Raw genomic sequence first — 22,765 nt, 5'->3', positions numbered from 1 at the left:
GCGCGTCCGGCGACGCCCGCCCTGCCCAGGGTGACGGCCTCCATGCCGCCGTCCATCCCACCGGCGGCCCCCCGGCCTCTCACGCCGCCCCCCGTCGCGCCTCCCCAGGCCCCAGGGACGGCCCGGCCCGCCTCGGGTCAGGTGCCCGCGGTGCCGCCGGCAGCGGGAGGTGTTCCGCCCGTGGCTCCGGCGACGGCGCGGCCCGCGTCGGGACAGGTTCCTTCGGTGGCTCCGGCGACGGCGCGGCCCGCGTCGGGACAGGTTCCTTCGGTGGCTCCGGCGACTGCGCGGCCTGCTTCAGGTCAGGTTCCTTCGGTGGCTCCTACTGCTCCGGCGACGGCACGGCCTGCGTCGGGACAGGTTCCTTCGGTAGCTCCTGCCGCGGGTGGCGTTCCGCCCGTGGCCCCAGCGACGGCCCGGCCTGCATCGGGTCAGGTTCCTTCGGTAGCGCCCGCTGTGGGCGGTGTTCCGTCCGTGGCCCCTGCGACGGCCCGGCCTGCGTCGGGTCAGGTTCCTTCGGTGGCTCCGGCGACCGCGCAGCCCGCGTCGTCCAGCGGTGTGCCGGCCGTTCCTCCCGCAGGAGGAGCACCCACGACGGGAGCACCGCCGCGCCCCACACCCGCGGGCCTCGCGCCCATGGGTGCGGCTCCCCGTGGGACACCGCCAGGCATCGCCCCTGTGGGTGCCCCTGCCGCGGCAAGGCCCACGGTGTCGGGGGTTCCCTCTGTCGGAGTCGCATCGGTACCGCCAGTGACGACCGCGCAGACCCGGCTCACCGTGACCGCGATGCCTGCTGTCGGCGCGGTGACGCCGCCCCAGGCTCCGGCAACGCCCGCCACGCCTCGCGCGACCGTGACCGCGATTCCTGCCGTTGGTGCGGTGACTCCCGCCGGTGCTCGCCCTACCGCGACCGCGATTCCTGCCGTCGGTGCGGTGACGCCGCCGCAGGCTCCCGCCACCGCCCGGCCGACCACCACGACGCCGGCCGTGGGCGCGGTGACTCCCGCCGGTGCTCGCCCTACCGTGACCGCGATTCCCGCCGTCGGCGCGGTGACGCCGCCTCAAGCGCCCGCTACCGCCCGGCCGACCACCACGACACCCACCGTGGGCGCGGTAACTCCGCCTCAAGCGCCCGCCACCGCCCGGCCCACCACGACGACGCCCGCAGTGGGCGCGGTGACGGCTCCCGCATCGGCGCCTCGCATCGCTCCAGTCGTTCCGCCCACCGGGAGCGCTTCGCCCGCGATGCCTCCCGCCATGCCTCCGGCGGTGCCGAGCATCGCGTCCATGCCGACGCCGCCGCCCGTGGCTCGCGGTCCCTCGGCCGTGCCGACCATGCAGCCGCTGAGCCCGGCGATTCCGCCGGTGGCTCCCGCGGCCCGTCCGCCCTCGGTGCCCACCATCGCCCCCGCGGGTGTCCGGCCTCCGGGCGCTCCCGCCGCGCGCCCCGTCCCCACCGTGGGCCCGGTGACGCCGCCGCCCGTCGCGCCCAGGCCTCCGGTTCCTCCCGCCATCTCCGCGACACCGCCGCCGGTGCTCGCCATCGGGCAGATCGTCCCGCCCATCGCTCCGGCGACTCCCGCGCCGCCGCGCCCCGGTAACCGCCCCACCACGTCCCTGCCCGCGCTCGCGCCCGCCGGCGCTCCCCGGCCTCCGACGCCACCGCCCGTGGCTCCGCCGCGCCCTCCCGCCGCCAGCACGCCTCCAACGCCGCCCGCCACCGCGGGAGGCCCGGCCCTCAGCCCGGAGCAGCTCGCGGACCTGGAGGCCCGCTGCGCGAAGCTCGACCAGATGGACTACTTCGAGGTGCTCGGCCTGGACCGCGCCGCGGTCCCCAGCGACATCAAGAAGGCGTTCTACAAAGAGAGCCGCGTCTACCACCCGGACCGCTTCTTCCAACTGGAGTCCAAGGCCCTCAAGGACCAGGTGAACGAGCTCTACAAGCGCGTCACCGAGGCCTATTACGTCCTGCGCGACGACACCAAGCGCAAGAAGTACCTCACCGACATCGCCGGCCCGGACCGCGCGCAGAAGCTGCGCTTCACCGACGCCTCCGAGGCCGAGACGAAGGCCGCCGCGAAGAAGGAACAGGAAGAGCAGATCGGCACCCACCCCAAGGGCCGTCAGTTCTACGCACAGGCCCAGAAGGACCTGGAGTCCGGCAACCCCTCCGCCGCGGAGCGCAACCTCAAGATGGCGCTCACCTACGAGCCCTCCAACGCCCGCTACAAGGAAGCCCTCGCGGACGCCCAGAAGCAGTCCGCGGACAAGTCCAAGGGCGACTCCTCGTTCAAGATCCGCTAGCGGTCCCCAGGAGCCCACCCCATGGTCATCGACCTCATCCTCCTGGGCATGGTGCTGTTCTTCGGCCTCCTCGGCGCCCTCTCCGGCGCCGCCCGGCAGGTGGCCAACTCCGTGGGGCTCGCGGCGGGCTACTTCGTCTCGCGCAAGCTCGCGCCCGTCGTTGGCCCCCAGCTCGCCGTCGCGCTGGGCTCACCGCTGCTCATCGGGACGCTCTTCGGCACGGTGCTGCTCTTCGTCGTCACGTGGCTCACCGTGCGCTACGCGCTGGGCGCGCTGCTCCTGCGCTTCCTCTCCGGCAAGGACCCGGACGAGCGAGGCCTGGACCGCACCCTGGGCTTCGTGCTCGGCGGAGGGAAGATGGCGGCCCTGTTCTGGGTCTGCCTGAGCGCGCTGACGTTCATGGAGCAGCACGTCGTCATCGCCGGGCAGCGCTGGGGCGTGGCCCCCAAGGGCTCCGTCGCCTTCGACCTGTCCCGCCGCTTCAACCTCTTCGAGCTGACCCAGTTCGCCCCGCTGGAGGACCTGGTCCAGGTGGCCCAGGCCACGCACGACCCGGCGAAGGCGAAGAAGCTCCAGGAGGATCCGGCCTACAAGGCGCTGCGCAAGGACCCGCGCTTCCAGCTCGCGCTGTCGCACCGGGACCTGCAGAACGCGCTGGAGCGCGGCGACACGCGCGCCCTCTTGCGCAACGACGTGGTGCTCCAGCTCATCCAGGATCCGCAGGCGGCGGCACGGCTGGGCGCCGCCGCCCGGGCCTCCGAGAAGCCCACGCCCGCTAAGCGGTGAGCTCCACGTCGTCCAGCGCCGCGAGCCGCGCCTTCACGAACTCCGCGTCCACCGTCACCTGACGGTGCTTGCGCTCCGGCGCCTCGAACATGATGTCCGACATCACGTGCTCCAGGATGGAGCGCAGGCCGCGAGCCCCCAGCCCGCGCGCGATGGAGTAGCGCACCACCTCCCGCAGGCCGCTCTCCGGGAACTCCAATTCAATCTCATCCAGCGACATCAGCTCCTTGAACTCGCGGGTGATGGCATCCGGCGGCTCGGTGAGCACGCGCAGGAGGTCGGGCTCGCCCAGCCGCTCCAACTGCACCATCACCGGCATGCGGCCCAGGAACTCCGCCATCATCCCGAAGTCCACCAGCTGCTTCGTGGAGATGCGCTTCTCCTTGCGCTTCGCCCCGAGCGCGTCCGCGCCGAAGCCCATGGCCCGGCTGCCCTCGTCGCCGTAGTCGTGCAGGTCGCTGAACGTGCCCGCGCAGATGAAGAGGATGTCGCGCGTGTCCACCTGCACGAAGTCACTCTTGTTCCACGCCTGGGTGACGTTCATGGGCACGTGCACCTCGCGCCCCTCCAGGAGCTTCAGCAGCGACTGCTGCACGCCCTCGCCGCCGATGTCGCGGCTGCCCGCGCCGTTGCGCGCGCCCTGGGTGCGGCGGGCGATCTTGTCGACCTCGTCGATGAAGATGATGCCCCGCTGGGTGTCCTCCACGGAGTGGTTCGCCTTGAAGAGCAGGTCGGACACCATCACCTCCACGTCCTTCCCGTAGTAGCCCGCCTCCGTGTACTCGGTGGCGTCCACGGTGGTGAACGGGACGTGGAGGATCTCCGCCAGGTTGCGCGCGATGTGCGTCTTGCCGCTGCCCGTGGGACCAATCAGCAGGATGTTGGACTTCTTGATGAGGGACTGCCGGCGCATCCGCCGCGCCTGGATGCGCTTGAGGTGGTTGTGCGCGGCGATGGCCACCGCTCGCTTCGCGGCGTCCTGGCCAATGACGTACCTGTCCAGACGTTCGAAGATCTCCCGCGGGGTCAGTGGCGCTGCCTCTTCCCTGCGTGCGGACGACTCCATGTACCCTCCCCTTCTCTCCACTCGGCCTCCCTGCGCTGCCCAGGAGGAAGGGTAGGAATTGGATGCTGACCGGCCCACCAGGGCCAGAGCCCGGAAATGGGCCCCTGCCCGCCTGCCTGCCCTGGGAACAGGCGGCTATTGAATGGATGGGGCGTTTCCGATAGTCCGGCCCCCCTCCCGTGTTCATGGGAGTTTCCACACCTCGCCGCGCGCTCCACCGGAGGCACGAAACAACGATGGCCGCTCCCTCCCCTCAGCACCGCTGGACCCTGGCCGATGCCCACGAGCTGTACGGCATCCGCAACTGGGGCTCGCCCTACTTCGGCATCAACGACAAGGGCCACGTGTGCGTCCACCCGGACGGGCCCGCCGCTCCGAGCATGGACCTCAAGGAGCTGGTGGACGAGGTCCGCCGCCGGGGCATCGGCCTGCCGCTGCTCCTGCGCTTCACGGACGTGCTGCGCCACCGCGTGGTGCACCTGAACAACGCGTTCAAGAAGGCCATCGCGGATCAGGGCTACAAGGGCCTGTACCGGGGCGTGTACCCCATCAAGGTGAACCAGCACCGCTACGTGGTGGAGACCATCATCGAGGCGGGCAAGGAGCACACCTACGGCCTGGAGGCCGGCAGCAAGCCGGAGCTGCTCGCCGTCATGGCGCTGCTGGACAGCGAGGACGCGCTCGTCATCTGCAACGGCTACAAGGACGAGGAGTACATCGAGACGGCGCTCTTCTACTCACGCCTGGGCCGCAACGTCATCCTGGTGGTGGAGAAGCCCAGCGAGCTGCCCCTCATCGCGGAGGTGGCGCGCCGCACCGGCATCACGCCGCGGCTGGGCATGCGCGTGAAGCTGTCCACGCGCGGCGCCGGCAAGTGGGAGGCGTCCGGCGGTGACCGCTCCAAGTTCGGCCTGTCCTCGTCGGAGCTGATGAACTGCATCGGCTTCATGAAGGACGCGGGCCTGCTGGCCTCGTTCGAGCTGCTGCACTTCCACCTGGGCAGCCAGATCTCCAACATCCGCAACGTGAAGAACGCGCTGCGCGAGGTGGGCTGCTTCTACGTGGAGGTGGCCCGCCAGGGCGCGCCCCTGAAGTACCTGGACGTGGGCGGCGGCCTGGGCGTGGACTACGACGGCTCCCAGACGAACTTCGCCTCCTCCATGAACTACACGACGGAGGAGTACGCCAACGACGTCGTCTTCGGCGTGATGGAGGCGTGCGACCGCGCGGGCGTGCCGCACCCCACGCTCGTCTCCGAGTCCGGCCGCGCCGTCGTGGCGCACCACGCGGTGCTGGTGGTGGACGTGCTGGGCACCAGCGAGTTCGACCCGTCCCAGACGCCCGACAAGGTGGACGACAAGGCGCCCTCCGTGGTGCGCAACCTCTATTCGACGTTCCGCGAGGTCACGAACAAGAACGTCATCGAGGCCTTCCACGACGCGCAGGACGCCAAGGAGGAGAGCCTCCAGCTGTTCTCCCTGGGCCACCTGTCGCTGGAGCAGCGCGTGGCGGCGGAGAACCTCTACTGGGCCATCTGCCACAAGATCTTGCGCGTGGCGCGCGAGGCCGGGGAGATTCCGGAGGAGCTGGAGGCGCTGGAGAAGCAGCTGTCGGACACGTACTTCTGCAACTTCTCCGTGTTCCAGTCGCTGCCGGACTCGTGGGCCATTGATCAGCTCTTCCCGATGATGCCCATCCACCGCCTGGCGGAGAAGCCGACCCGGCGCGCGACGCTGGCGGACATCACCTGCGACTCGGACGGGAAGATCGAGCACTTCATCGACAAGCGCGAGGTGAAGGACGCGCTGGAGCTGCACGCGCTCAACAGCGACGACTACTACCTGGGCATCTTCCTGGTGGGCGCGTACCAGGAGATTTTGGGCGACCTGCACAACCTCTTCGGGGACACGCACACGGTGCAGGTGTCGCTGGCTCCGGGCGGCGGCTACCTCATCGACCACGTCGTCGCCGGGGACACCGTGACGGAAGTGCTCAACTACGTGAGCTACAACAAGGACGACCTCGTCGCGAAGCTGCGCAAGTTCACGGAGCTGGCGCTGCGCCAGGGGCGCATCACCCTGGACGAGTCGCGCAACCTGCTGCGCGTCTACGAGGACGGCCTGTCCGGCTACACGTACCTGGAGCGGGAGGTGGACGCGACGTTCACCTCCGCCAGCCAGCTGCGCCTCCTGCCCGGCCCCGAGAACGGGGCGGCGCGTCCGCCCGTCACGCCCTCGGGGACCTGAAGGCCCTGACGTCGCTCAAGCCTCCGTCGGGACCGGTGCCTGTTCGCCGGTCTCGACGGATGTGTCGCTGAACGCGGCATCCGTCGAGCGCAGCCGCAGCGTCTGGAGCGTCTCCAGTTGCCCGTCGGCGCGCTCGGCGAGGAAGGCGAAGTCGAACCGCGCCAGGCGCGGCTCCTTCGCGGCCACGCGCTCCAGGCTCCTCCACAGGGACACGCGCCCGTGGGAGCCCACGCACAGCCCCTCCAGCTCCACCAGCCGGCTCAGCGGCGAGTAGCGCAGCCAGGAGCCGTTGAGCTTCAGCCGCGACAGCTTCTCGGTGATCCACGCGCCACCCACCTTCAGCGGATCCACGCGGACCTCCAGCGCGGACATCACGGTGAGCAGCGTGGCGCGGTCCTGTTCAATCAGCGGGATGAGCGTGGCCAGGTACTGGCCCACCGGATTGCTGCGGTTCTCCCGCTCCGTCCGCTTCGCCAGGTCCAGTCCCACGGTGGAGCCCAGCAGGTGGTCGTTGAGATAGATGCCCAGTCGCTTCACATTCATGTCGAGTGCCCCTCCCCCGAGGCATCCATGGACTTCACGAGGGTGGGCACGACGGCCGCTTGCCGCATGCGGCCATGGACGCTCGGCGGAGGCTCGGAAGGCAGACGGCCTGCCGAGCCCCCTCACTCACGGCCGCTTCAGTCCGGGTAACCGAACGACGCCGTCACCTTCACGTCCGGGTGGAGGCTGCGCGCCACGGGACACTCGTGGGCGATCTTCTCCAGCATCGCGCGCTGCTCCGGCGCCAGGCCGGACGGCATCAGGATGGAGAGCACCAGCTCGCCAATCTTGCGCGGCGGCGGGGTCATCCGCTTCTCCACCGTCGCGCGCACCTCGCCCAGGGTGATGCCCTCCTTGCCGGCCATCAGGTGCATGGTCGTCACGACACAGGACGCCAGCGCCGTGGCCACCAGGTCCGTGGGGGAGAAGCTGCCGCCGGTGCCGCCGTTGTCCTTCGGCGCCTCCGTGGGCAGCGTCGCGCCGGACGGACCGTGCGTCACCTGCGTCTTCAGCTGGGGAGCACTCACCAGGGACATCACCACACCCGTCGCGGGCTGCTGACTCATCACCGTCTCCTTGGGAAAAGAACCGCGCACTAACGCACGAAGCTGTCGTGGGACTTCGCATCCTCTTCGGAGGAGGGCTCGGCGTCCTCGACGCTCCAGTCCAGCGTCTTCATCAGCGACTTGCTGCGCTTCTTGACGTCCGCGTCCAGGAACTTCACCGCGTCGTCCATCTTGTCCATCAGGCGCATGGGCTTGCGCTTGTTCTTGGGCTCGCTGAACAGCGCGTGCGTGAGCCAGGGGAACACCGCCGTCACGTCGCAGTGCACGTACATGGAGCCCGTCTCCACCGCCTCCACGGACACCTTGCCCCAGGTGTGGCCCTCACCGGCCGGGCAGCTGGACAGCGCGCCGTTGTCCACCGGGTCCACGCAGAACTGCACGTCGATGTCGAAGCCGGACGTGGGGACGTTCAAAATCTGGTCGAGCAGCGGCTCGCCCTGGAGCGTGTAGTTCTTGGGCACGCCACCGCCCAGGATCCAGATGGCCAGCTTCCCGCTGCCGTGGTGGCGGCAGTAGTGCTGCATGGCGGCCATGGAATAGACGTCGTCGTTGATGTCGAGCTCGAACTTGAACTCGTCGCCCAGCAGGCGCTTGAGCTTCACGACGTTGAGGAAGATGGAGCCGTCCTGCACCGCGCCCACCCAGATGGGCACGCCGTGCTTGTAGCAGGTGGACAGGAGCGACGGCTGCTTCACGCCCAGCTGCTTCTCGATGCCGTGGATGGCCTTGCCCAGGAGGTAGTGGAACTCCGGGGTGGTCATCTTCCGCTGGAACTGCGGCTGCCGGAGGATGGCGGAGAAGAGGCGGTCGGTGTCGAGCAGCGCCTCTTCCCAGAAGCCCAGGTCGTAGATGCGGATGATGCGCGCCAGGCGGTACTGGAGGTCGCCCGCGTTGGGGTTCACCTCGCGGATGCCGTGGCCGATGATGCGGTGGGCGTCGTGGTAGAGGTTGGCGCCCGTGGTGGTGATGGCGGAGATGATGCCCTTCTCCACCAGCGGGATGATGCAGGACTGGTGCAGGCCCGCGGGCGTCATGGCGCCTGACAGCGTGAGGAAGATGGACGCGTCCTGCTGCACGGACTGCTGCATCAGCTCGAACGCGGTGCGCTCCTGGCGGCCCACGTACGCGCTGAACGCGTGCGCGAGCAGCTCCGCCGGCTTCTCCTTGCCGGTGATGGGGCGCGGATCCGCCTTGCGCGCGTTCGCGTAGGCGGCGCGAAGGGTGGACTTCTTCGGGGTCTGGGTCTTGGCCATGGCGCGGCGATCTAACACCGCCGGCCTGCCAAGGGGAGGCCCGGCTCCAGCCCCGCCCTCCCCCGGGGCCGCCACCGGACAGGAACAAACCGCCCGCCGTGCGGATTCACACAGGGCCCGCTCTTCAGGCCCCTTCCCATGGGGACATGGCGTAAGAGTGCCCGCCTCGCCGCCCTCTGGAGGGTCCCCCGCCGTGATCGACCTGCATTCGCACACCACCGCCAGTGACGGCCAGTACCCGCCTTCGGAGCTGGTGGCGAAGGCCGCCGCCGCGGGCGTCACCGTCCTGGCCGTGACGGACCACGACACGGTGGCGGGGCTCCACGAGGCGAAGGCGGCCGCCGCCGCGCACGGCATGGAGCTGGTGCCCGGCATCGAGCTGTCCGCCTTCGTGTACGGCAAGGAGGCCCACATCCTGGGCCACTTCCTGCGCCCGGAGGACCCGGACCTGGCGCGCTTCGCGGACCGGCTGCGGGATGAGCGCACGCACCGCATGGAGGCCATGGTGGCCCGCCTGCGGGAGCTGGGCTTCCCGGTGCGCATGGAGCAGGTGCGCAAGGTGGCCGGGGACGCGCAGCTGGGGCGGCCCCACCTGGCGCGGGTGCTGGTGGATCAGGGCTGGTGCATCGACGTGAAGGCCGCGTTCGACCGCTTCCTGGGCACGGGCCGCGCGGCGTGGGTGGAGCGCTTCAAGCTGGACGGCGCGGAGGCCATCCGGCTCATCCGCGACGCGGGCGGCACCGCGACGCTCGCCCACCCCGGCTCGTCCAAGATGGAGCGCTCGGAGATTCAAGCGCTGGCGAAGGCGGGCCTCTCCGGCCTGGAGATCCTCGGCGTGGACCACAACCCCACGGTGCGTCAGAAGTACCTGGCGCTCGCGGCGGAGTTCGACCTGGTGCCCACCTTCGGCAGCGACTTCCACGGCGAGGCGGTGGCGCCCGACCACCGGCTGGGCGTCGCGGCCATGGCCCCGGAGCTGTTCCAGAAGCTGCGCGCCCGCGCGCCATCGTCCCGCCCCGTCTGAGTCAGAGCCGGGGGCTCAGGACCGGGGCTGCTGGGCCTTGAAGCGGCTGGTCACCGCGGTGAGGCCCTCGGCCACGGATTGCAGGTCCTGGGCGATGCGGGTGGTGCGGCCGGTGGCGTCCACGCCCTGCTTCACCAGGTCCGCCACGTTGCGCGCGCCCTGCACCGCCTGCTCGCTGGACTGACGCTGTTGGCGGGTGGCGATGGTGATCTGCCGCGCCGCCTCACTGGTGCCGCGCGCCAGCTCCACGATGCGCAGGAAGACGGCGGAGGCCTGCTCGGCCACCTCCACGCCCCGGTCGCTCGTCGCCATGCCCACGCGGGCCTTGGACGCGGCCTCCTCGCCGGAGTCCTGCACCTTCTCCACGATGCGGGCGATGTCGCGCGCGGACACGGACACGTTCTCCGCCAGCTTGCGCATCTCCGCGGCCACCAGGGAGAAGCCCCGGCCCACGTCGCCGGCCTTGGTGCCCTCCAGCGCCGCGTTGAGCGCCAGCAGGTCGCTTCGCTCCGCCACCTGGTTGATGACCTGGGCGATCTTGGAGACCTGCTGCAGGTCCTTGTTCAGCCCCACGATGGCGTCCGCCACGCCCTTGGACTCCGTGCGGATGTCGTTGATGCCGCCCACCACCTGCGCCACCACCGCCATGGCCTCCGCGACCGCGTCATGGGTGCGCCGCGCGCTGGACTCCACCACCTCCGTGGACGAGGAGATCTGCTCGGCGGTGCGGGAGAGCTCCTCGAACGTGGCGGCGATCTGCTGCGCGTACGCGGCCTGCTGGCTGATGACGTGCTCCTGATCCGCGGAGGCGCCCATCAGGCCCCGCGACGCGCTGGACAGCTGCTCGGTGCGCGTGACGAGCTCCATCACCGTGGAGCGCAGCGTGCCCAGCATCTCGTTGAAGGAGGTGGCCATCTGGCGCACCTCGCCGGCGGCGGACACGTCCAGCTCCCCCCGGAACACGTCACCCCGGGCCACCTCGCGCGCCACCTGCGTGACGCGCGACACGGGGTCCGCGATGGCGCGGCTGATGATGACGGCCAGCCCCAGGCCGAGCACCGCGGCGCCCAGGTAGCCCATGAGCGAGTAGCCCTCGGTCGCCGCCAGCGCCGCCTTCACCTCGTGCGTGCCGAAGCCCGCGCGGTACACGCGGCCATCGCTCTCGCAGCGCACCACGACCTGCTCCATGTCCCGCGCCACCGAGCACGTCCCCGGATGGGGCTGCTTCGGCTCGGGGGTCCCTTCCGGGACCTGGCCGCGCAGGGCCACCACGGTGCCGTCGGCGCGGGTCAGCTCCTGGAACGTCAGCGTGAAGCCGCCGGACTCCACCTGGTCGAAGACCTCGTCGCGCCGAGCGCGGGCGTCCGGCGCGGTCTCCGGCAGCGCGAGCGAGGGGTGCCGCACCACCAGCGTCCCCAGCGTCGCGGCCCTGCCGGCCAGGACCTCCAGGCCGGCCGCCTTCTGCCGCGCGGGGAAGTACACCCCGGTGAAGAACACCACCGCGAGGCACGGGAGCAGCACCGCGATCGCCACCTGCATCCGCAAGGTCAGCCGGCCCCACATGTCGACGACTCCCCTGGCGATGAACGCGGAAAGGACAGCCCACTGACGCTAGGCGTGGGCTCCCCACAGCGTCAAACCGGCCCCGGTCCAGGCCCGGGAGCGGCGGGCGTCCGCTGATCCACCGCCCGTCCGGGGGCAGGCGTCCGGGCGGCGTTGTTTCGGCCGTCATCTCAAGGGGTTGGCGGGCCCGGCGCGGGGGTGTTTCCCTTTGACACGACGCCAGCGGTGTCGTTAGGGTCCGCGCCCGATGACTACACCCCTCGCCCCGTACCTGCCGCTGGCGGTGGTGCTCCTGCTGGCCGGTGTCATGGGGATGATCATCCCCCAGGTCACCACCCGGCTGGGCCCCAAGCGCCCGAGCAGCACCAAGTCGGCCCCCTTCGAAGCAGGCTCCGAGTCGAGCGGTCCCGCTCGCCAGCGCTTCGCCGTGAAGTTCTACGTCATCGCGCTGCTCTTCATCGTGTTCGACGTGGAAGCGGTGTTCCTGTACCCCTGGGCGGTGAACTTCCAGGCGCTCGGCTGGTTCGGCTACGTGGAGATGCTGGTTTTCGCGTCGACCCTGGTCGTGGGCCTTATCTATGTCTGGAAGAAGGGCGCTCTCGACTGGGAGAGCTGAGACTACGCCATGGCTGACACCGACATCGCGCCGATCATGACCACCCGCCGGGACGAAGCCATGGGCTTCTTCCAGAAGCTGGTGTCCAAGGGCCTGGGCTGGGCCCGCAAGTACTCGCTGTTCACCTACCCGTACGCCACCGCGTGCTGCGGCATGGAGTACATGTCCGTGGCCGCCAGCCGCCACGACATCTCGCGCTTCGGCGCGGAGTTCCCGCGCTTCTCGCCGCGCCAGGCGGACCTGCTGATGGTGGTGGGCACCATCAACCTGAAGCAGGCCCCCATCCTCAAGCGCGTCTACGAGCAGATGACCGAGCCCAAGTGGGTCGTGTCCTTCGGCGTGTGCGCGTCCTCGGGCGGCTTCTACGACAACTACGCGGTGCTCCAGGGCATCGACCGCATCATCCCGGTGGACGTCTACATCCCCGGCTGCCCGCCGCGTCCGGAGCAGGTGCTGGACGGCCTGATGCTGCTGCAGGACAAGATCGGCAACCAGGTGCACCGGCTGCGTGACCCGGGCGAGCCCAACGAGACCGCGGCGCACCACGCCCGCATGCTCGCCGCCGGCAAGTAGTCACACCGCTTTCGCTGTCCCCCACGGGCCCCGCGCCGCCTCTCACGAAGAGGCCGGTGACGGGGCCCGAGGCATTCCCGGGGCCTACCAGCGGTGGTACGCGGGGTGGCCTTCCTTCACGGCGACGAAGGTGCCGCGGCAGGTGGCGGTGACCTTGCCGTTCTCCCCGGTGAGGGTGCCCTCCACGACGACGCGGTCGCCTTCAATCGACACGGGCTTCGCGGACAGGTGCACGGGGCCCATGGGCGTGGGGCGCTTGAGCACGATGGCGTAGTCGGCGGTGACGGTGCACGGAGGGGTGGCCGCGCCCTGCGCCTTCATCAGGTGGTACGCCGCCGTCCAGTTGCAGTGGCAGTCCAGCAGCGCGCCGATGATGCCGCCGTTGAGCACGCCCGGGAACGCCTGGTGGTGCTCCTCCGGCGTCCAGTCCGCGACGACGAGGTCACCCTCCACGCGGCTGCGGATGCGCAGCCCCTTGGGGTTGGCCGGGCCACACCCGAAGCAGGCGTTGTGGGGGGCGTACGTTTCCTGGAGGCCGCGAGTCGTTTCGGTCGTCGACATGGCCGGCGACTCTACGTGAGGCGGGCTCCGGTGCGCGCTCCGTCGCGTCGTCCAGCCAGTCCGCCAGCGCTCGCGCGTCCGCCCCTTCACAGTCACCCGTGCAGGTGCGGCGCACGGTGCCGTCCGCCTGCGGCCGGTCCACCACCCAGCGCTCGCCGTCGAAGGCGCCGGTGTCCTTCTCGCGCAGCACCGCCATGCCCGCCTCGTCGCCCATCTCCACCACTCCGTCCGGACGCAGGCGGTACGCGTCGAAGGTGCGCGGCGCGCCCGGCCGGTGGCCCGGGTCGAACACCTCCGGGACCACGTGCGTGTAGCCCGTCTCCGCGTACAGCGGCGTGAGCGGACGCCCCTCGCCGCGCAAGAGCGGCCCGAGCGACGCCCCGTCCGACTCCGGCAGCGCGGACAGGCCGGACAGCTCCAGCAGCGTGGGGCCCACGTCCACCAGCCGCGCCAGCGCGTCCACCTGCGCCGGGCCCGCGCCACGGCCGCCGGGCAGCTTCACCGCGAGCAGGATGCGGTTCTCCTCGTCGCCCAGCCGGGCGCCGTGCACGGACGTCGCGCCCGCCAGGTCCGGCCGGTCCGCGTGGAAGCTCTCGCCGTGGTCGGACATCAGCACGATGAGCGCGTCGTCGTAGCGCCCGGAGGCCCGCAGCGCGTCCAGCAGCGTGCCCACCTGCGCGTCCGCTTGCGCGAGCAGTTCGTCGTAGAGCCCCTCCGCGCCCGCGCGGCTCCACGCCCCCTTCGCCCCCGGCGTCACCGGCGCGAAGTGCATGCGCAGCCGGCGCTCCAGCGGCTCGGAGGAGGACACGTAGCGGCGGTAGAACGGATACACCGGGTCGCCCGGGAAGTGCGCCGCCGTGGCGTGGAAGGCGAAGAGCAGCGGCCCCTCCCCTGCTTCCGCCACGAGCCCCTCCGACAGCCGCCGGGCATAGCCCATGGGGTCATGGATGCCGGCCAGCGCGCGGTTGTCGATGAACTCGGGCACCCACGCGGCGCCGGCCGGGTTGTCCGCGAACAGCCCCAGCGCCCGGTAGCGCAGCTTCTCCAGCGCGAAGTTGATGGCCCCGCGCGGAGGCTGCCAGCGCGTGGCGAAGCCGGAGGCCGGGCCCTCGAAGTGGAAGCGCGAGCAGTCCGTGGCGAACACCGTGCGCCACCCGGCCTCCGCGAAGTGCTGCGCGAAGGTGGGCGCCAGCACGAGCCGCGCGTCAGGCGTCAGCGGGTAGCGCACGCCCGTGCGGTACGGCCAGCGCGCGGTGAGCAGCGAGCGCCACGCGGGCTCCGTCTGCGCCACCGGCGTGTAGGCCCGGGTGAAGAGCGTGGCGTCCTGGAGGAAGCGCTCCACCTGGGGCGCGACGCCATGCCCCGTCGCGCCCAGCCGGTCCGGCCGGAACGCGTCGATGCCGATGAGCACCACCAGCGGCCGCCGGACGGAAGGCCCCGCGCGCCGCACCGTCACCGCCACCGCCAGCACCCCGACGACGCCCGCCACCACCACCCACGCGGCGCGCTCCGCCCGGAGGGGCGCCGGGCCGCCGGAGGACACGAACCGCCGCAGCCCCCGCGCGCCCCGCCACGCCAGCACGGCCAGATGGACCGACACCCACGCCCCGGCCGCCGCGCGCGCCTGCCACGGCTCGCCGTGATCCACCAGCCACGCCAGCACGGGCCGCACCGCCGGCAGGTCGTCGAAGAGGGCGGGCCGCGCGAGCGCCCGGTCCCAGGCCCAGAACGACAAGAGCCCCAGCCAGTGCGGCACCATCCACGCCAGCGCCCTCCACCCGCCCCGCCGCGTCCAGGCGCGGGTCAGCACCGCCGCGGCGAGCCCCAGCAGGGCGCCCGCCACCGCGTACACGGAGGCCACGCGCAGGATGACGCCGGGCAGCAGGGGCCGGACCGCCGCCGCCAGCGCCGCGTAGGGGCCGTCCAGGGGGATGTCCACGCCCACCACGCCCGCCCTGAGCAGCCAGAGCGTCTCGGCGCCGAAGAGCATCAGCCCCAGCAGGGCGCCCAGGGCCAGGCGCCCCGAAATGGCGCGGAGGAAGGAGGCAACGGACCGCACGGACATGCCTCCAGCCTCTACTCCGTCCAGGCGTTCTTGCGCCAACTCTGTGTTCTACCGGGCTTTCGGGGAGCGCCTGACGTGCATCGGGCACACTCGCGGTACAAGATGGCACCCGCACTGTACCCGGCCAACGCTTCCCTCGGCCCGGAAGGCACTTCCCATGTCATCCAGCGTCACGCCCAGCGACAGCTTGCAGGAGTCCGTCCGGCGCGCGCTCGACATGGAACGGCAGTCCAATGGACAGCACCTGGCGTGGGTCCGGCTGGGCGCGGTGGGCGTGCTGTTCTGCATGATCGTCTACCTGGGCCGCGCGCGCGGGCTGCACGACTGGGACGTCTACCTGGCGCCCTTCGCGCTGTACCTCGTGTGCACCACCGTCGTGGCCGTGGCGGTGACGGCCTCCGCGCGCATCGCCCGCTGGGCGTCGCTGTCCGTCGCGTTCGTGGACGTGCCCGCCGTGTTCTGGCTCCAGCACCTGGCGCTGCCGGTGTCCCCGTCCCCCGGCGGCGTGGCCGGCTTCACGCTGGGCATCTTCGCGGCGCTGGTGCTGCTGTCCGCGCTGAGCCTGCGGCGGCCCGTCACCCAGCTCGTCACGGTCATCGCCATCCTCGCGGAGGTGGAGCTCCAGCGGCAGGCCGCCATCGGCGGAGGCGCGCAGGTGGCCGGCGCGGTGATGCTGGCCATGACGGCCGCCGGGGCCTCCCGGCTCCTCCAGCGCATCCGCCTGCTGTCCGCCGCGGTCACCCAGGAGGAGCTCCAGCGCGCGCGCCTGGGCCGCTACTTCTCCCCCGCCGTCGCCGAGCGCCTCCAGGACCGCGACTCCCCCGCCCCGGAGCTGCGCGAGGTGTCCGTCCTCTTCGCGGACGTGCGCGACTTCACCGCCCTGAGCGAACGGCTGCCACCCGAGCAGGTGGTCACCATCCTCAACGAGTACTACGGCCGCATGGTGGAGGTGGTGTTCCGCCATGGCGGGACGCTCGACAAGTTCATCGGGGACGCACTGATGGTGTACTTCGGCGCCCCGCTGCCGGACGCCCTGCATGCCCGGAGCGCCACCCGCTGCGCGCTGGACATGGTGCGCGAACTGGAGGCCGTCAACGCCGAGCGCGCCGCCCGGGGAGAGCCCGGCCTGCGCATGGGGGTGGGCGTGCACACCGGGCCGGTGGTGCTGGGCAACATCGGCTCGCCGTTCCGGCGCCTGGAGTACACGGCCATTGGCGACACAGTGAACCTGGCCAACCGCATCGAGCGGCTGACCAAGGGCTTCGGGGTGCCGGTGCTCGTCTCCCAGGCGACCCGCGAGCGGGCGGGTGACGCCTTCCGCTGGGCCCCCGCGCCCACCGCGCTCGTCCCCGGCAAGAGCCAGCCGGTGGTGACCTTCATCCCCGAGCCCGCCGAAGGGGCGCCGGTGCTGGGCCCGGACGTGGCCGCCTGACCCCTTCCGCACGCCGTGCCCAGGCAGGCAGGGGGTGGATCGCGACGCCGGGCTACTGGACCGCCTAAGTGGCCTACACGGTTGAGGGTTTACGTTGACGCCTCACGCGAACGGTCCTTATAAAGCCGCGGTTTCCTCTGTCGTAGATCGAGGCCCCCCTTGAGCATTTTCGCGTTGGACCGGGTCGCCGCCCAGTTCCCCGAGGCGGTCGCGGAGCGCTATGTCGACCGCGCTGGTGGAGCCTGGGCCGTCATTCATGCCGAGTGGCTGCCGAAGGTCGCCACCTTCCTGAAGATGGACCCCGAGCTGGACTTCAAGCTGTTCGGCTCCGCGGACGCCGTGGATCGCCTGCACCTGGCGGAGAGTGATCCGCGCTTCGAGGTCGTCTACTTCCTCTATTCGCTCAAGCGGAAGGAGCACGTGCGCCTGAAGGTGCGCGTGACCGAGACCCGCCCGGAGCTGCCCTCCCTCACGCCGCTGTACCGCGGCGCCAACTGGTGGGAGCGGCTGGTGTTCGACTTCTACGGCATCCGCTTCACGGACCACCCGGACCTGCGCCGCATCCTCCTGTACGACGAGTTCCAGGGTCACCCCCTGCGCAAGGACTACGCGCTGCGCGACCGCCAGCCGTTGATCCCCGAGCGCCCCATCAAGGACATCTTCCGCGGCCCCGGCACCAGCGGCATCGCCTGATCGAGACCTCACCATGGCCGACAGCCACAACACCGACACGCAGAAGCCGCACAACCCCGACACCGATGGGTTCGCCCACGAGGAGTCGGAGCTGGAGTCGCACTTCCAGACGAAGAACATGGTCATCAACATGGGCCCCTCCCACCCGGCCACGCACGGCACCGTGCGGCTGAAGGTGGAGCTCGAGGGTGAGACCATCGTCAAGATCGACCCGGAGATCGGCTTCCTCCACCGCGGCTTCCAGAAGAGCTGCGAGAACGTCACCTGGACGCAGTGCCTGCCGTATACGGACCGGCTCAACTACCTGTCCGCGATGATGAACAACTTCGGGTTCCTCAACGCCGTGGAGAAGCTCATCGGCCTGGAGATCCCGGAGCGCGCCCAGTACATCCGCGTCATCGGCAGCGAGCTGCACCGGCTCACCGACCACCTGACGTGCGTGGGCGCCACCGGCCTGGAGATGGGCGGCTTCGCGCCGTTCCTCTATGGCATGGAGGCCCGCGAGCTCATCCAGGACCGCGTCACGGAGCTCACCGGCGCGCGCCTCACCACCAGCTTCGGCCGCGTGGGTGGCATGAACCGCGACCTGCCGGAGGGCTGGTCGGAGAAGGTCAGGAAGACGCTGGACCGCACCGAAGAGCTGCTCGTGGAGATGGACGGGCTGCTCACGCGCAACCGCATCTTCGTGGACCGCACCAAGGGCACCGGCATCATCACCGCCGAGGACGCCATCGACTTCGGGTGGACCGGCCCCGCGCTGCGCGCCTGCGGCGTGGACCACGACCTGCGCAAGGTGCAGCCGTACTGGGTCTACGACCGCTTCGACTTCGAGGTGGTGGTGGGCGAGCACGGCGACAACTACGACCGCTACCTCGTGCGCCTGGAGGAGATGCGGCAGTCCATCAAGATCATCCGCCAGGCCCTCGACACCATCCCCGCGGGTCCCATCATCGTGGACGACTGGCGCATCGCGCTGCCGCCCAAGCCGGAGGTGTACGGCACCATCGAAGGCGTGATGGCCCACTTCAAGCTGGTGATGGAGGGCATCCAGGTTCCCCCCGGCGAGGTCTACGACGCGACGGAAGCGTCCAACGGCGAGCTGGGCTGGTACCTGGTGAGCGACGGCCGCGGCCGTCCGTACAAGGTCCACGTGCGCGCCCCGGGCTTCCCGGTGCTGTCGGCGCTGCCGCACATCATCCAGGGCAAGATGCTCGCGGACCTCGTTCCCACCTTTGACACCATCAACATGATCGGCGGCGAGGTCGAGCAGTGAGCGACAACGACACGAAGAAGCCCACCGGTGACGCGCAGACGCCCCCCAAGGGCGCGCCCACCGACACGCCCGCGGCCAAGATTGGCCCGGAGCCGTCCAACCCGCCCGCCGGCGCGAAGCTGGACTCGCCGCCAGCGGCCGCCAGCGGCCCCACCGGGACGCCTCCGCCCAAGCCGGCGGCGCCCGCGGGTGGCCCTCCGCCCAAGCCGCAGCCCAAGAACCCGGGCTTCGTGACGGCGGTCATCGACGGGCGCGAAGTCGTGGTGAAGCCGGGGACCAACATGATCGAGGCGGCCAAGTCGGTCGGCTCGGAGATCCCCTACTACTGCTACCACCCGCGCCTCTCCATCGCGGCCAACTGCCGCATCTGTCTGATTGAGGCGTCCAACGCGCCCAAGCTCGTCCCCGCCTGCCAGACGCCCATGGCCGAGGGTCAGGTCATCAAGACCACGACCCCCAAGGTCAAGGAGCAGCAGCGCGCGGTGATGGAGTTCCTGCTCTTGAACCACCCGGTCGACTGCTCCATCTGCGACCAGGCCGGTGAGTGCAAGCTGCAGGACTACTACATGAAGTACAACTACAAGCCCTCGCGCCTGGAGGGCACCAAGGCCCTCAAGCACAAGCGCAAGGTGCTGGGGCCTCACGTGGTGCTGGACCAGGAGCGCTGCATCATCTGCACGCGCTGCGTCCGCTTCATGAACGAGATCCCGAAGGAGCCCCAGCTGGGCGTCTTCGGCCGTGGCAGCCACGAGCGCATCGACGTCTTCCCGGGCAACGAGCTGAACAGCAACTACTCGCTGAACACCGTGGACGTGTGCCCGGTGGGCGCGCTGCTCTCCCGCGACTTCCGCTTCAAGGCGCGCTCCTGGTTCCTGTCCGCCACGCCGTCCGTCTGCACGGGCTGCTCGCGCGGCTGCAACATCTCCGCGGACTGGATGTCCCAGGACACCTACCGCTACCGCCCGCGTGAGAACGAGGCCATCAACAAGAGCTGGATGTGCGACCAGGGCCGCCTGTCGTACAAGGACCTGAACGTGGGCCGCGTGCTGTCCGCCCGCGTGGGCCGCGGCCTGCAGGCCCCCGGCACGGTGCAGCCAGTGCTCACGCGCAAGGACGCCGCCCTCGGCGCGGCCAAGGCGCTCAAGCCGCTCGCGGGCTCCAAGCAGCTCGCGGTGCTGGCCTCCCCGCTCGCGTCCAACGAGGACCTGCTGGCGGGCCTGACGTTCGCCAAGACGGTGCTGGGCGTGACGTCCGTGTTCGTCGGGGGCCGTCCGCAGGGCAAGGCGGACCACTACCTGATGACGGCGGACAAGAACCCCAACCGCCAGGGCCTGGCGCTCATCGCCAAGGGCCTGGGGCTGTCGCTCAAGGGCTTCGAGGAGCTCACCCCCGCCATCAAGGCCGGCCAGGTGAAGGCGCTCTACGCGCTGGGCGCGGAGGTCCCCACGGACGCGGCCGCGTTCGCGGAGGTCGCCGCCTCGCTGGAGGTCTTCGTCGTCCAGGCGCAGAACGAGTCCCCGGTGACGGCGCAGGCCACGGTGCTCTTGCCCGCCTCGGCGCACATCGAGGACGAGGGCACGTTCACGCAAGCGGACGGCATCACCCAGCGCTTCCGCAAGGCGTACCCCTCCAAGGGGGACGCGGTGCCGCACTGGAAGTGGGCCACGGAGCTGACGCGCGAGCTGGGCGGCGAGGCCGCCGCGGCCTCCGCGCGCGACGTGTGGCGGGCGCTCTCGGGTCAGGTGTCCGAGTTCGCCGAGTTCAACTGGGACAAGGCCTCTCCGCCGGACCGGGAGAAGCCGGGCATCAACCCGCTGCCGTCGAGTGCCGACGGCCGTCCGCCGGGCTACCGTGAGTTCGGCGCGCCGCGCGTGAGGGGCATCTGACCATGAGCCGTATCCTGACCATGCTGTTCGCCATGGCCTTCATCATCTTCGCCATCGCTGGCGGAGTGGCCTCGGCGTATCTGGTGGGCTACCTGGCGGAGGAGTACCTCTTCGAGGGTGCCAGCCGCCTGACGAACATCCTCTTCCTGATGCTCGTCTTCGTGATGATCACCGCGACGCTGCTGACGCTGGCGGAGCGCAAGTGGTCCGCGTTCATGCAGGACCGCGTGGGCCCCAACCGCGCGCGCCTGTCCATCATCCCGGGCCTGGGCAACCGCTCCCTGGGCGGCATCCCGCACATCATCACCGACGTGCTGAAGATGCTGACCAAGGAGGACTTCGTCCCCGGCACCGCCAACCGCTTCCTGTTCAACCTGGGCCCCATCCTCGCCTTCGCGCCGGTGTTCGCGCTGTTCGCGGTGGTGCCGGCCGGCCCCACGGTGAACGTGTTCGGCAAGACGGTGGACATGGTCGTCGCCACGCCGGACTTCGGCATGCTGTACCTGCTCGCCATCGCGTCGCTCGCCGTCTACGGCACGTCGCTGGCCGGCTGGTCCTCCAACAACAAGTTCGCGCTGCTGGGCGGCGTGCGCGCCTCCGCGCAGATGATCTCCTACGAGGTGGCGCTGGGCCTGTCGCTCGTGGGCCTGTTCCTGGCGTTCTCCTCTGTGCAGCTGCCCACGCTGGTGGGTGACGTGGGCAACGCGCTCGTGTCCGGCACCGGCCAGGCGAAGTACCTGTGGCGCACGGACGGCGGCTTCGACCTGGGCCTGCCGGCGTGGGGCATCTTCATTCAGCCCCTGGGCTTCATCGCCTTCTTCGTGGCGTCCTTCGCGGAGACCAAGCGCGCCCCGTTCGACGCTCCGGAAGGCGAGTCCGAGATCATCGGCTACTTCGTGGAGTACTCCGGCATGAAGTTCGGCATGTTCATGATCTCCGAGTTCGTGGAGGTCGTGGTGCTGGCCGGCGTGACGGCGTCGCTCTTCTTCGGTGGGCACCACCTGCCCTTCGGCGGCGAGTGGCTGGCGGCGCAGCCCTTCATGCAGGAGCACGGCTGGGTGTACGGCACGCTGCTGGGCACGGTGTTCTGGATCAAGGTCATCCTGCTCATCTGGGTGCAGCTGGTGATCCGCTGGACCTTCCCGCGCTTCCGTTACGATCAGATCCAGAACCTGGGCTGGAAGATCCTCCTGCCCGTGGGCCTGGCCAACGTGTTCATCAGCGGCGCGCTGGTGCTGTGGGATCCGTCCCTCAAGGCGCTGGGCGTGGTGGGCCTGCTGGAGATCGGCTTCGTGATCGCGCTGACGATGACCTCGGGTTCCAAGGCGGCGGACGCGCACGACACGGCGCACGGCCATGGGCACGACGCGCACGGCCACGGCCACGACGCGCACGGGCTGCCTGCGCACGCGGACCCCCACTCCCACTCCCCGGCGGGCGCGCACTAGCGCGGTCCGGAAGCGAGACAAGACACCATGGCGTTCAATGCTTCCCAGGACCCGCGCACGGACCTCCGCGAGCGGATGTACATCCCGGAGCTGCTGCGCGGTCTGGCCATCACGACCAAGCACTTCTTCCGCAACATGTTCGGCACGCGCGACCCCAACCCCCAGGTGGTGGACCGCACGGGCACGAGCCTGATGACCACGGTGGAGTACCCGGAAGAGAAGCCCATCTATCCGGAGGGCTACCGCGGTCTGCACCGGCTGGTTCCGCGTGACGACGGCAAGCCGCGCTGCGTGGCCTGCTACATGTGCGCGACCATCTGCCCGGCGCAGTGCATCTACATCGAGGCGGGTGAGTACGAGACGGCGGCCTCCGACTCCGAGTCGGCGGTCATCGAGAAGTACCCCACCCAGTTCGTCATCGACGAGCTGCGCTGCATCGTGTGCGGCCTGTGCGTGGAGGCGTGCCCCAAGGACGCCATCCGTATGGACACGTACATGCACACGCCGTCCGAGTACAACCGGCAGAACTTCGTCTACGACATCCCGAAGCTGCTCAAGGGCCCGCCGGTGTCGCACCCGTCCGACCCGTGGAACAAGCGCGACAGCTCCGCGGAGCCGCACCACGTCCACAAGGAAGCGCACACGCGCATCGGCGAGGGACACGCGGACCACGGCCACGCCAAGCAGCTGGGCGCGGGCCACGGCCATGCCAAGGCGGGTGCGGGCCACGCGGTGGTGACCCAGCAGGGCCCCATCCAGGTGACGAAGTTCATCAAGTAGTCCCGTGTTTCGAACCGCGGGGGGCGGGCCGTGCGCCGCCCTTCGCTCGCATCCCGGCCCGCCTTCTTCCCGCTGTTTTGGGAAGAG

The 22,765-nt window shown here is 70.4% G+C and carries 20 protein-coding genes; 12 read left to right on the top strand and 8 right to left on the bottom strand.

The genetic code is table 11. The annotated features are described in order from the left end of the window. Nucleotides 1–1,124: 1,124 nt before the first annotated feature. On the bottom strand, nucleotides 1,125–1,289 hold the full coding sequence (locus JYJ93_RS16765; RefSeq protein WP_206792490.1) for a hypothetical protein: 165 nt from the start codon (nucleotides 1,287–1,289) through the stop codon (nucleotides 1,125–1,127). Here JYJ93_RS16765 and JYJ93_RS40080 point away from each other — a divergent pair. Beyond that, nucleotides 1,288–2,304, top strand: a complete 1,017-nt coding sequence (locus JYJ93_RS40080) for a J domain-containing protein (protein ID WP_242543836.1) — start codon at nucleotides 1,288–1,290, stop codon at nucleotides 2,302–2,304. The two genes, JYJ93_RS16765 and JYJ93_RS40080, sit on opposite strands and share 2 nt — an antisense overlap. Nucleotides 2,305–2,325: 21 nt before the next feature. Then, nucleotides 2,326–3,090, top strand: coding sequence for a CvpA family protein (locus JYJ93_RS16755; RefSeq protein WP_206792487.1), 765 nt, complete (start codon nucleotides 2,326–2,328; stop codon nucleotides 3,088–3,090). On the opposite strand, the gene clpX is transcribed toward JYJ93_RS16755, so the two are convergent. Beyond that, a complete protein-coding gene (gene clpX / locus JYJ93_RS16750) occupies nucleotides 3,080–4,156 on the bottom strand; it encodes an ATP-dependent Clp protease ATP-binding subunit ClpX (protein WP_206792485.1) in 1,077 nt (358 codons plus the stop codon). The two genes, JYJ93_RS16755 and clpX, sit on opposite strands and share 11 nt — an antisense overlap. Nucleotides 4,157–4,392: 236 nt before the next feature. Between clpX and speA the strand changes: the two genes are divergently transcribed. Beyond that, a complete protein-coding gene (gene speA, locus JYJ93_RS16745) occupies nucleotides 4,393–6,402 on the top strand; it encodes a biosynthetic arginine decarboxylase (RefSeq protein WP_206792483.1) in 2,010 nt (669 codons plus the stop codon). Between the two features lie 15 nt (nucleotides 6,403–6,417). Here speA and JYJ93_RS16740 read toward each other — a convergent pair whose 3' ends face one another. The 3 genes from JYJ93_RS16740 to JYJ93_RS16730 all read right to left on the bottom strand — a co-directional run bounded on the left by JYJ93_RS16740 (nucleotide 6,418) and on the right by JYJ93_RS16730 (nucleotide 8,764). After that, nucleotides 6,418–6,945: a hypothetical protein gene (locus JYJ93_RS16740; protein WP_206792481.1), complete on the bottom strand. Its 528-nt coding sequence runs from the start codon at nucleotides 6,943–6,945 to the stop codon at nucleotides 6,418–6,420. A 137-nt stretch (nucleotides 6,946–7,082) separates the two neighbouring features. Further along, the gene (locus JYJ93_RS16735) at nucleotides 7,083–7,511 is read right to left on the bottom strand and encodes an OsmC family protein (protein WP_206792479.1); all 429 of its coding nucleotides are present in this window, start codon (nucleotides 7,509–7,511) and stop codon (nucleotides 7,083–7,085) included. Between the two features lie 29 nt (nucleotides 7,512–7,540). Further along, nucleotides 7,541–8,764, bottom strand: coding sequence for a deoxyhypusine synthase family protein (locus JYJ93_RS16730; protein WP_206792477.1), 1,224 nt, complete (start codon nucleotides 8,762–8,764; stop codon nucleotides 7,541–7,543). A gap of 193 nt (nucleotides 8,765–8,957) precedes the next feature. Between JYJ93_RS16730 and JYJ93_RS16725 the strand changes: the two genes are divergently transcribed. Then, the gene (locus JYJ93_RS16725; RefSeq protein WP_206792475.1) at nucleotides 8,958–9,788 is read left to right on the top strand and encodes a PHP domain-containing protein; all 831 of its coding nucleotides are present in this window, start codon (nucleotides 8,958–8,960) and stop codon (nucleotides 9,786–9,788) included. Nucleotides 9,789–9,803: 15 nt separating this feature from the next. Here the strand turns inward: JYJ93_RS16725 and JYJ93_RS16720 are convergent, their stop codons facing one another. Further along, nucleotides 9,804–11,351, bottom strand: coding sequence for a methyl-accepting chemotaxis protein (locus JYJ93_RS16720; RefSeq protein WP_206792473.1), 1,548 nt, complete (start codon nucleotides 11,349–11,351; stop codon nucleotides 9,804–9,806). A 247-nt stretch (nucleotides 11,352–11,598) separates the two neighbouring features. Between JYJ93_RS16720 and JYJ93_RS16715 the strand changes: the two genes are divergently transcribed. Both JYJ93_RS16715 and JYJ93_RS16710 read left to right on the top strand, forming a co-directional pair. Further along, entirely contained in the window at nucleotides 11,599–11,967 is a 369-nt protein-coding gene (locus JYJ93_RS16715; RefSeq protein WP_120552545.1) for an NADH-quinone oxidoreductase subunit A, read from the top strand. Between the two features lie 9 nt (nucleotides 11,968–11,976). Next, nucleotides 11,977–12,540: an NADH-quinone oxidoreductase subunit B gene (locus JYJ93_RS16710; protein ID WP_120566535.1), complete on the top strand. Its 564-nt coding sequence runs from the start codon at nucleotides 11,977–11,979 to the stop codon at nucleotides 12,538–12,540. A gap of 84 nt (nucleotides 12,541–12,624) precedes the next feature. On the opposite strand, the gene JYJ93_RS16705 is transcribed toward JYJ93_RS16710, so the two are convergent. Together JYJ93_RS16705 and JYJ93_RS16700 are read right to left on the bottom strand one after the other, a co-directional pair. Next, a complete protein-coding gene (locus tag JYJ93_RS16705; protein ID WP_169820855.1) occupies nucleotides 12,625–12,993 on the bottom strand; it encodes a PaaI family thioesterase in 369 nt (122 codons plus the stop codon). After that, nucleotides 12,983–15,166 (bottom strand): sulfatase-like hydrolase/transferase, encoded by a 2,184-nt coding sequence (locus JYJ93_RS16700; protein WP_206792471.1) that lies wholly within the window; start codon nucleotides 15,164–15,166, stop codon nucleotides 12,983–12,985. Before JYJ93_RS16700 ends, JYJ93_RS16705 begins: the two co-directional genes overlap by 11 nt. Nucleotides 15,167–15,323: 157 nt before the next feature. Here JYJ93_RS16700 and JYJ93_RS40600 point away from each other — a divergent pair, with 157 nt between their 5' ends. The 6 genes from JYJ93_RS40600 to JYJ93_RS16670 all read left to right on the top strand — a co-directional run bounded on the left by JYJ93_RS40600 (nucleotide 15,324) and on the right by JYJ93_RS16670 (nucleotide 22,678). Beyond that, nucleotides 15,324–16,598 carry an adenylate/guanylate cyclase domain-containing protein gene (locus JYJ93_RS40600; RefSeq protein WP_206792470.1) on the top strand — a complete coding sequence of 425 codons (1,275 nt, stop codon included), beginning with the start codon at nucleotides 15,324–15,326 and terminating at the stop codon, nucleotides 16,596–16,598. 174 nt (nucleotides 16,599–16,772) lie between these two features. Further along, nucleotides 16,773–17,291: an NADH-quinone oxidoreductase subunit C gene (locus JYJ93_RS16690; RefSeq protein WP_120566563.1), complete on the top strand. Its 519-nt coding sequence runs from the start codon at nucleotides 16,773–16,775 to the stop codon at nucleotides 17,289–17,291. 13 nt (nucleotides 17,292–17,304) lie between these two features. Beyond that, the gene (gene nuoD, locus JYJ93_RS16685; protein ID WP_206792468.1) at nucleotides 17,305–18,564 is read left to right on the top strand and encodes an NADH dehydrogenase (quinone) subunit D; all 1,260 of its coding nucleotides are present in this window, start codon (nucleotides 17,305–17,307) and stop codon (nucleotides 18,562–18,564) included. Next, entirely contained in the window at nucleotides 18,561–20,450 is a 1,890-nt protein-coding gene (locus JYJ93_RS16680; RefSeq protein ID WP_206792466.1) for a 2Fe-2S iron-sulfur cluster-binding protein, read from the top strand. The genes nuoD and JYJ93_RS16680 overlap by 4 nt, the downstream gene beginning before the upstream one ends. A 2-nt stretch (nucleotides 20,451–20,452) precedes the next feature. Further along, the gene (locus JYJ93_RS16675) at nucleotides 20,453–21,898 is read left to right on the top strand and encodes a complex I subunit 1 family protein (protein WP_206792463.1); all 1,446 of its coding nucleotides are present in this window, start codon (nucleotides 20,453–20,455) and stop codon (nucleotides 21,896–21,898) included. A gap of 27 nt (nucleotides 21,899–21,925) precedes the next feature. Next, on the top strand, nucleotides 21,926–22,678 hold the full coding sequence (locus tag JYJ93_RS16670; RefSeq protein ID WP_206792460.1) for an NADH-quinone oxidoreductase subunit I: 753 nt from the start codon (nucleotides 21,926–21,928) through the stop codon (nucleotides 22,676–22,678). Nucleotides 22,679–22,765: the final 87 nt, after the last annotated feature.

It is taken from the genome of Corallococcus sp. NCSPR001, assembly GCF_017309135.1.
Lineage (GTDB): Bacteria > Myxococcota > Myxococcia > Myxococcales > Myxococcaceae > Corallococcus.
The sequence above is the reverse complement of the archived record's forward strand: the minus strand, read 5'-3'. Positions and strand labels throughout refer to the sequence as shown.

Excerpts from the sequence above, each read along its gene's own strand:
- JYJ93_RS40080 (WP_242543836.1), top strand. The coding sequence starts at position 1,288 with ATGCCGACGCCGCCGCCCGTGGCTCGCGGTCCCTCGGCCGTGCCGACC.
- JYJ93_RS16765 (WP_206792490.1), bottom strand. The coding sequence starts at position 1,289 with ATGGACGCGATGCTCGGCACCGCCGGAGGCATGGCGGGAGGCATCGCG.
- JYJ93_RS16755 (WP_206792487.1), top strand. The coding sequence starts at position 2,326 with ATGGTCATCGACCTCATCCTCCTGGGCATGGTGCTGTTCTTCGGCCTC.
- clpX (WP_206792485.1), bottom strand. The coding sequence starts at position 4,156 with ATGGAGTCGTCCGCACGCAGGGAAGAGGCAGCGCCACTGACCCCGCGG.
- speA (WP_206792483.1), top strand. The coding sequence starts at position 4,393 with ATGGCCGCTCCCTCCCCTCAGCACCGCTGGACCCTGGCCGATGCCCAC.
- JYJ93_RS16740 (WP_206792481.1), bottom strand. The coding sequence starts at position 6,945 with ATGAATGTGAAGCGACTGGGCATCTATCTCAACGACCACCTGCTGGGC.
- JYJ93_RS16735 (WP_206792479.1), bottom strand. The coding sequence starts at position 7,511 with ATGAGTCAGCAGCCCGCGACGGGTGTGGTGATGTCCCTGGTGAGTGCT.
- JYJ93_RS16730 (WP_206792477.1), bottom strand. The coding sequence starts at position 8,764 with ATGGCCAAGACCCAGACCCCGAAGAAGTCCACCCTTCGCGCCGCCTAC.
- JYJ93_RS16720 (WP_206792473.1), bottom strand. The coding sequence starts at position 11,351 with ATGTGGGGCCGGCTGACCTTGCGGATGCAGGTGGCGATCGCGGTGCTG.
- JYJ93_RS16715 (WP_120552545.1), top strand. The coding sequence starts at position 11,599 with ATGACTACACCCCTCGCCCCGTACCTGCCGCTGGCGGTGGTGCTCCTG.
- JYJ93_RS16710 (WP_120566535.1), top strand. The coding sequence starts at position 11,977 with ATGGCTGACACCGACATCGCGCCGATCATGACCACCCGCCGGGACGAA.
- JYJ93_RS16700 (WP_206792471.1), bottom strand. The coding sequence starts at position 15,166 with ATGTCCGTGCGGTCCGTTGCCTCCTTCCTCCGCGCCATTTCGGGGCGC.
- JYJ93_RS40600 (WP_206792470.1), top strand. The coding sequence starts at position 15,324 with ATGTCATCCAGCGTCACGCCCAGCGACAGCTTGCAGGAGTCCGTCCGG.
- nuoD (WP_206792468.1), top strand. The coding sequence starts at position 17,305 with ATGGCCGACAGCCACAACACCGACACGCAGAAGCCGCACAACCCCGAC.
- JYJ93_RS16675 (WP_206792463.1), top strand. The coding sequence starts at position 20,453 with ATGAGCCGTATCCTGACCATGCTGTTCGCCATGGCCTTCATCATCTTC.
- JYJ93_RS16670 (WP_206792460.1), top strand. The coding sequence starts at position 21,926 with ATGGCGTTCAATGCTTCCCAGGACCCGCGCACGGACCTCCGCGAGCGG.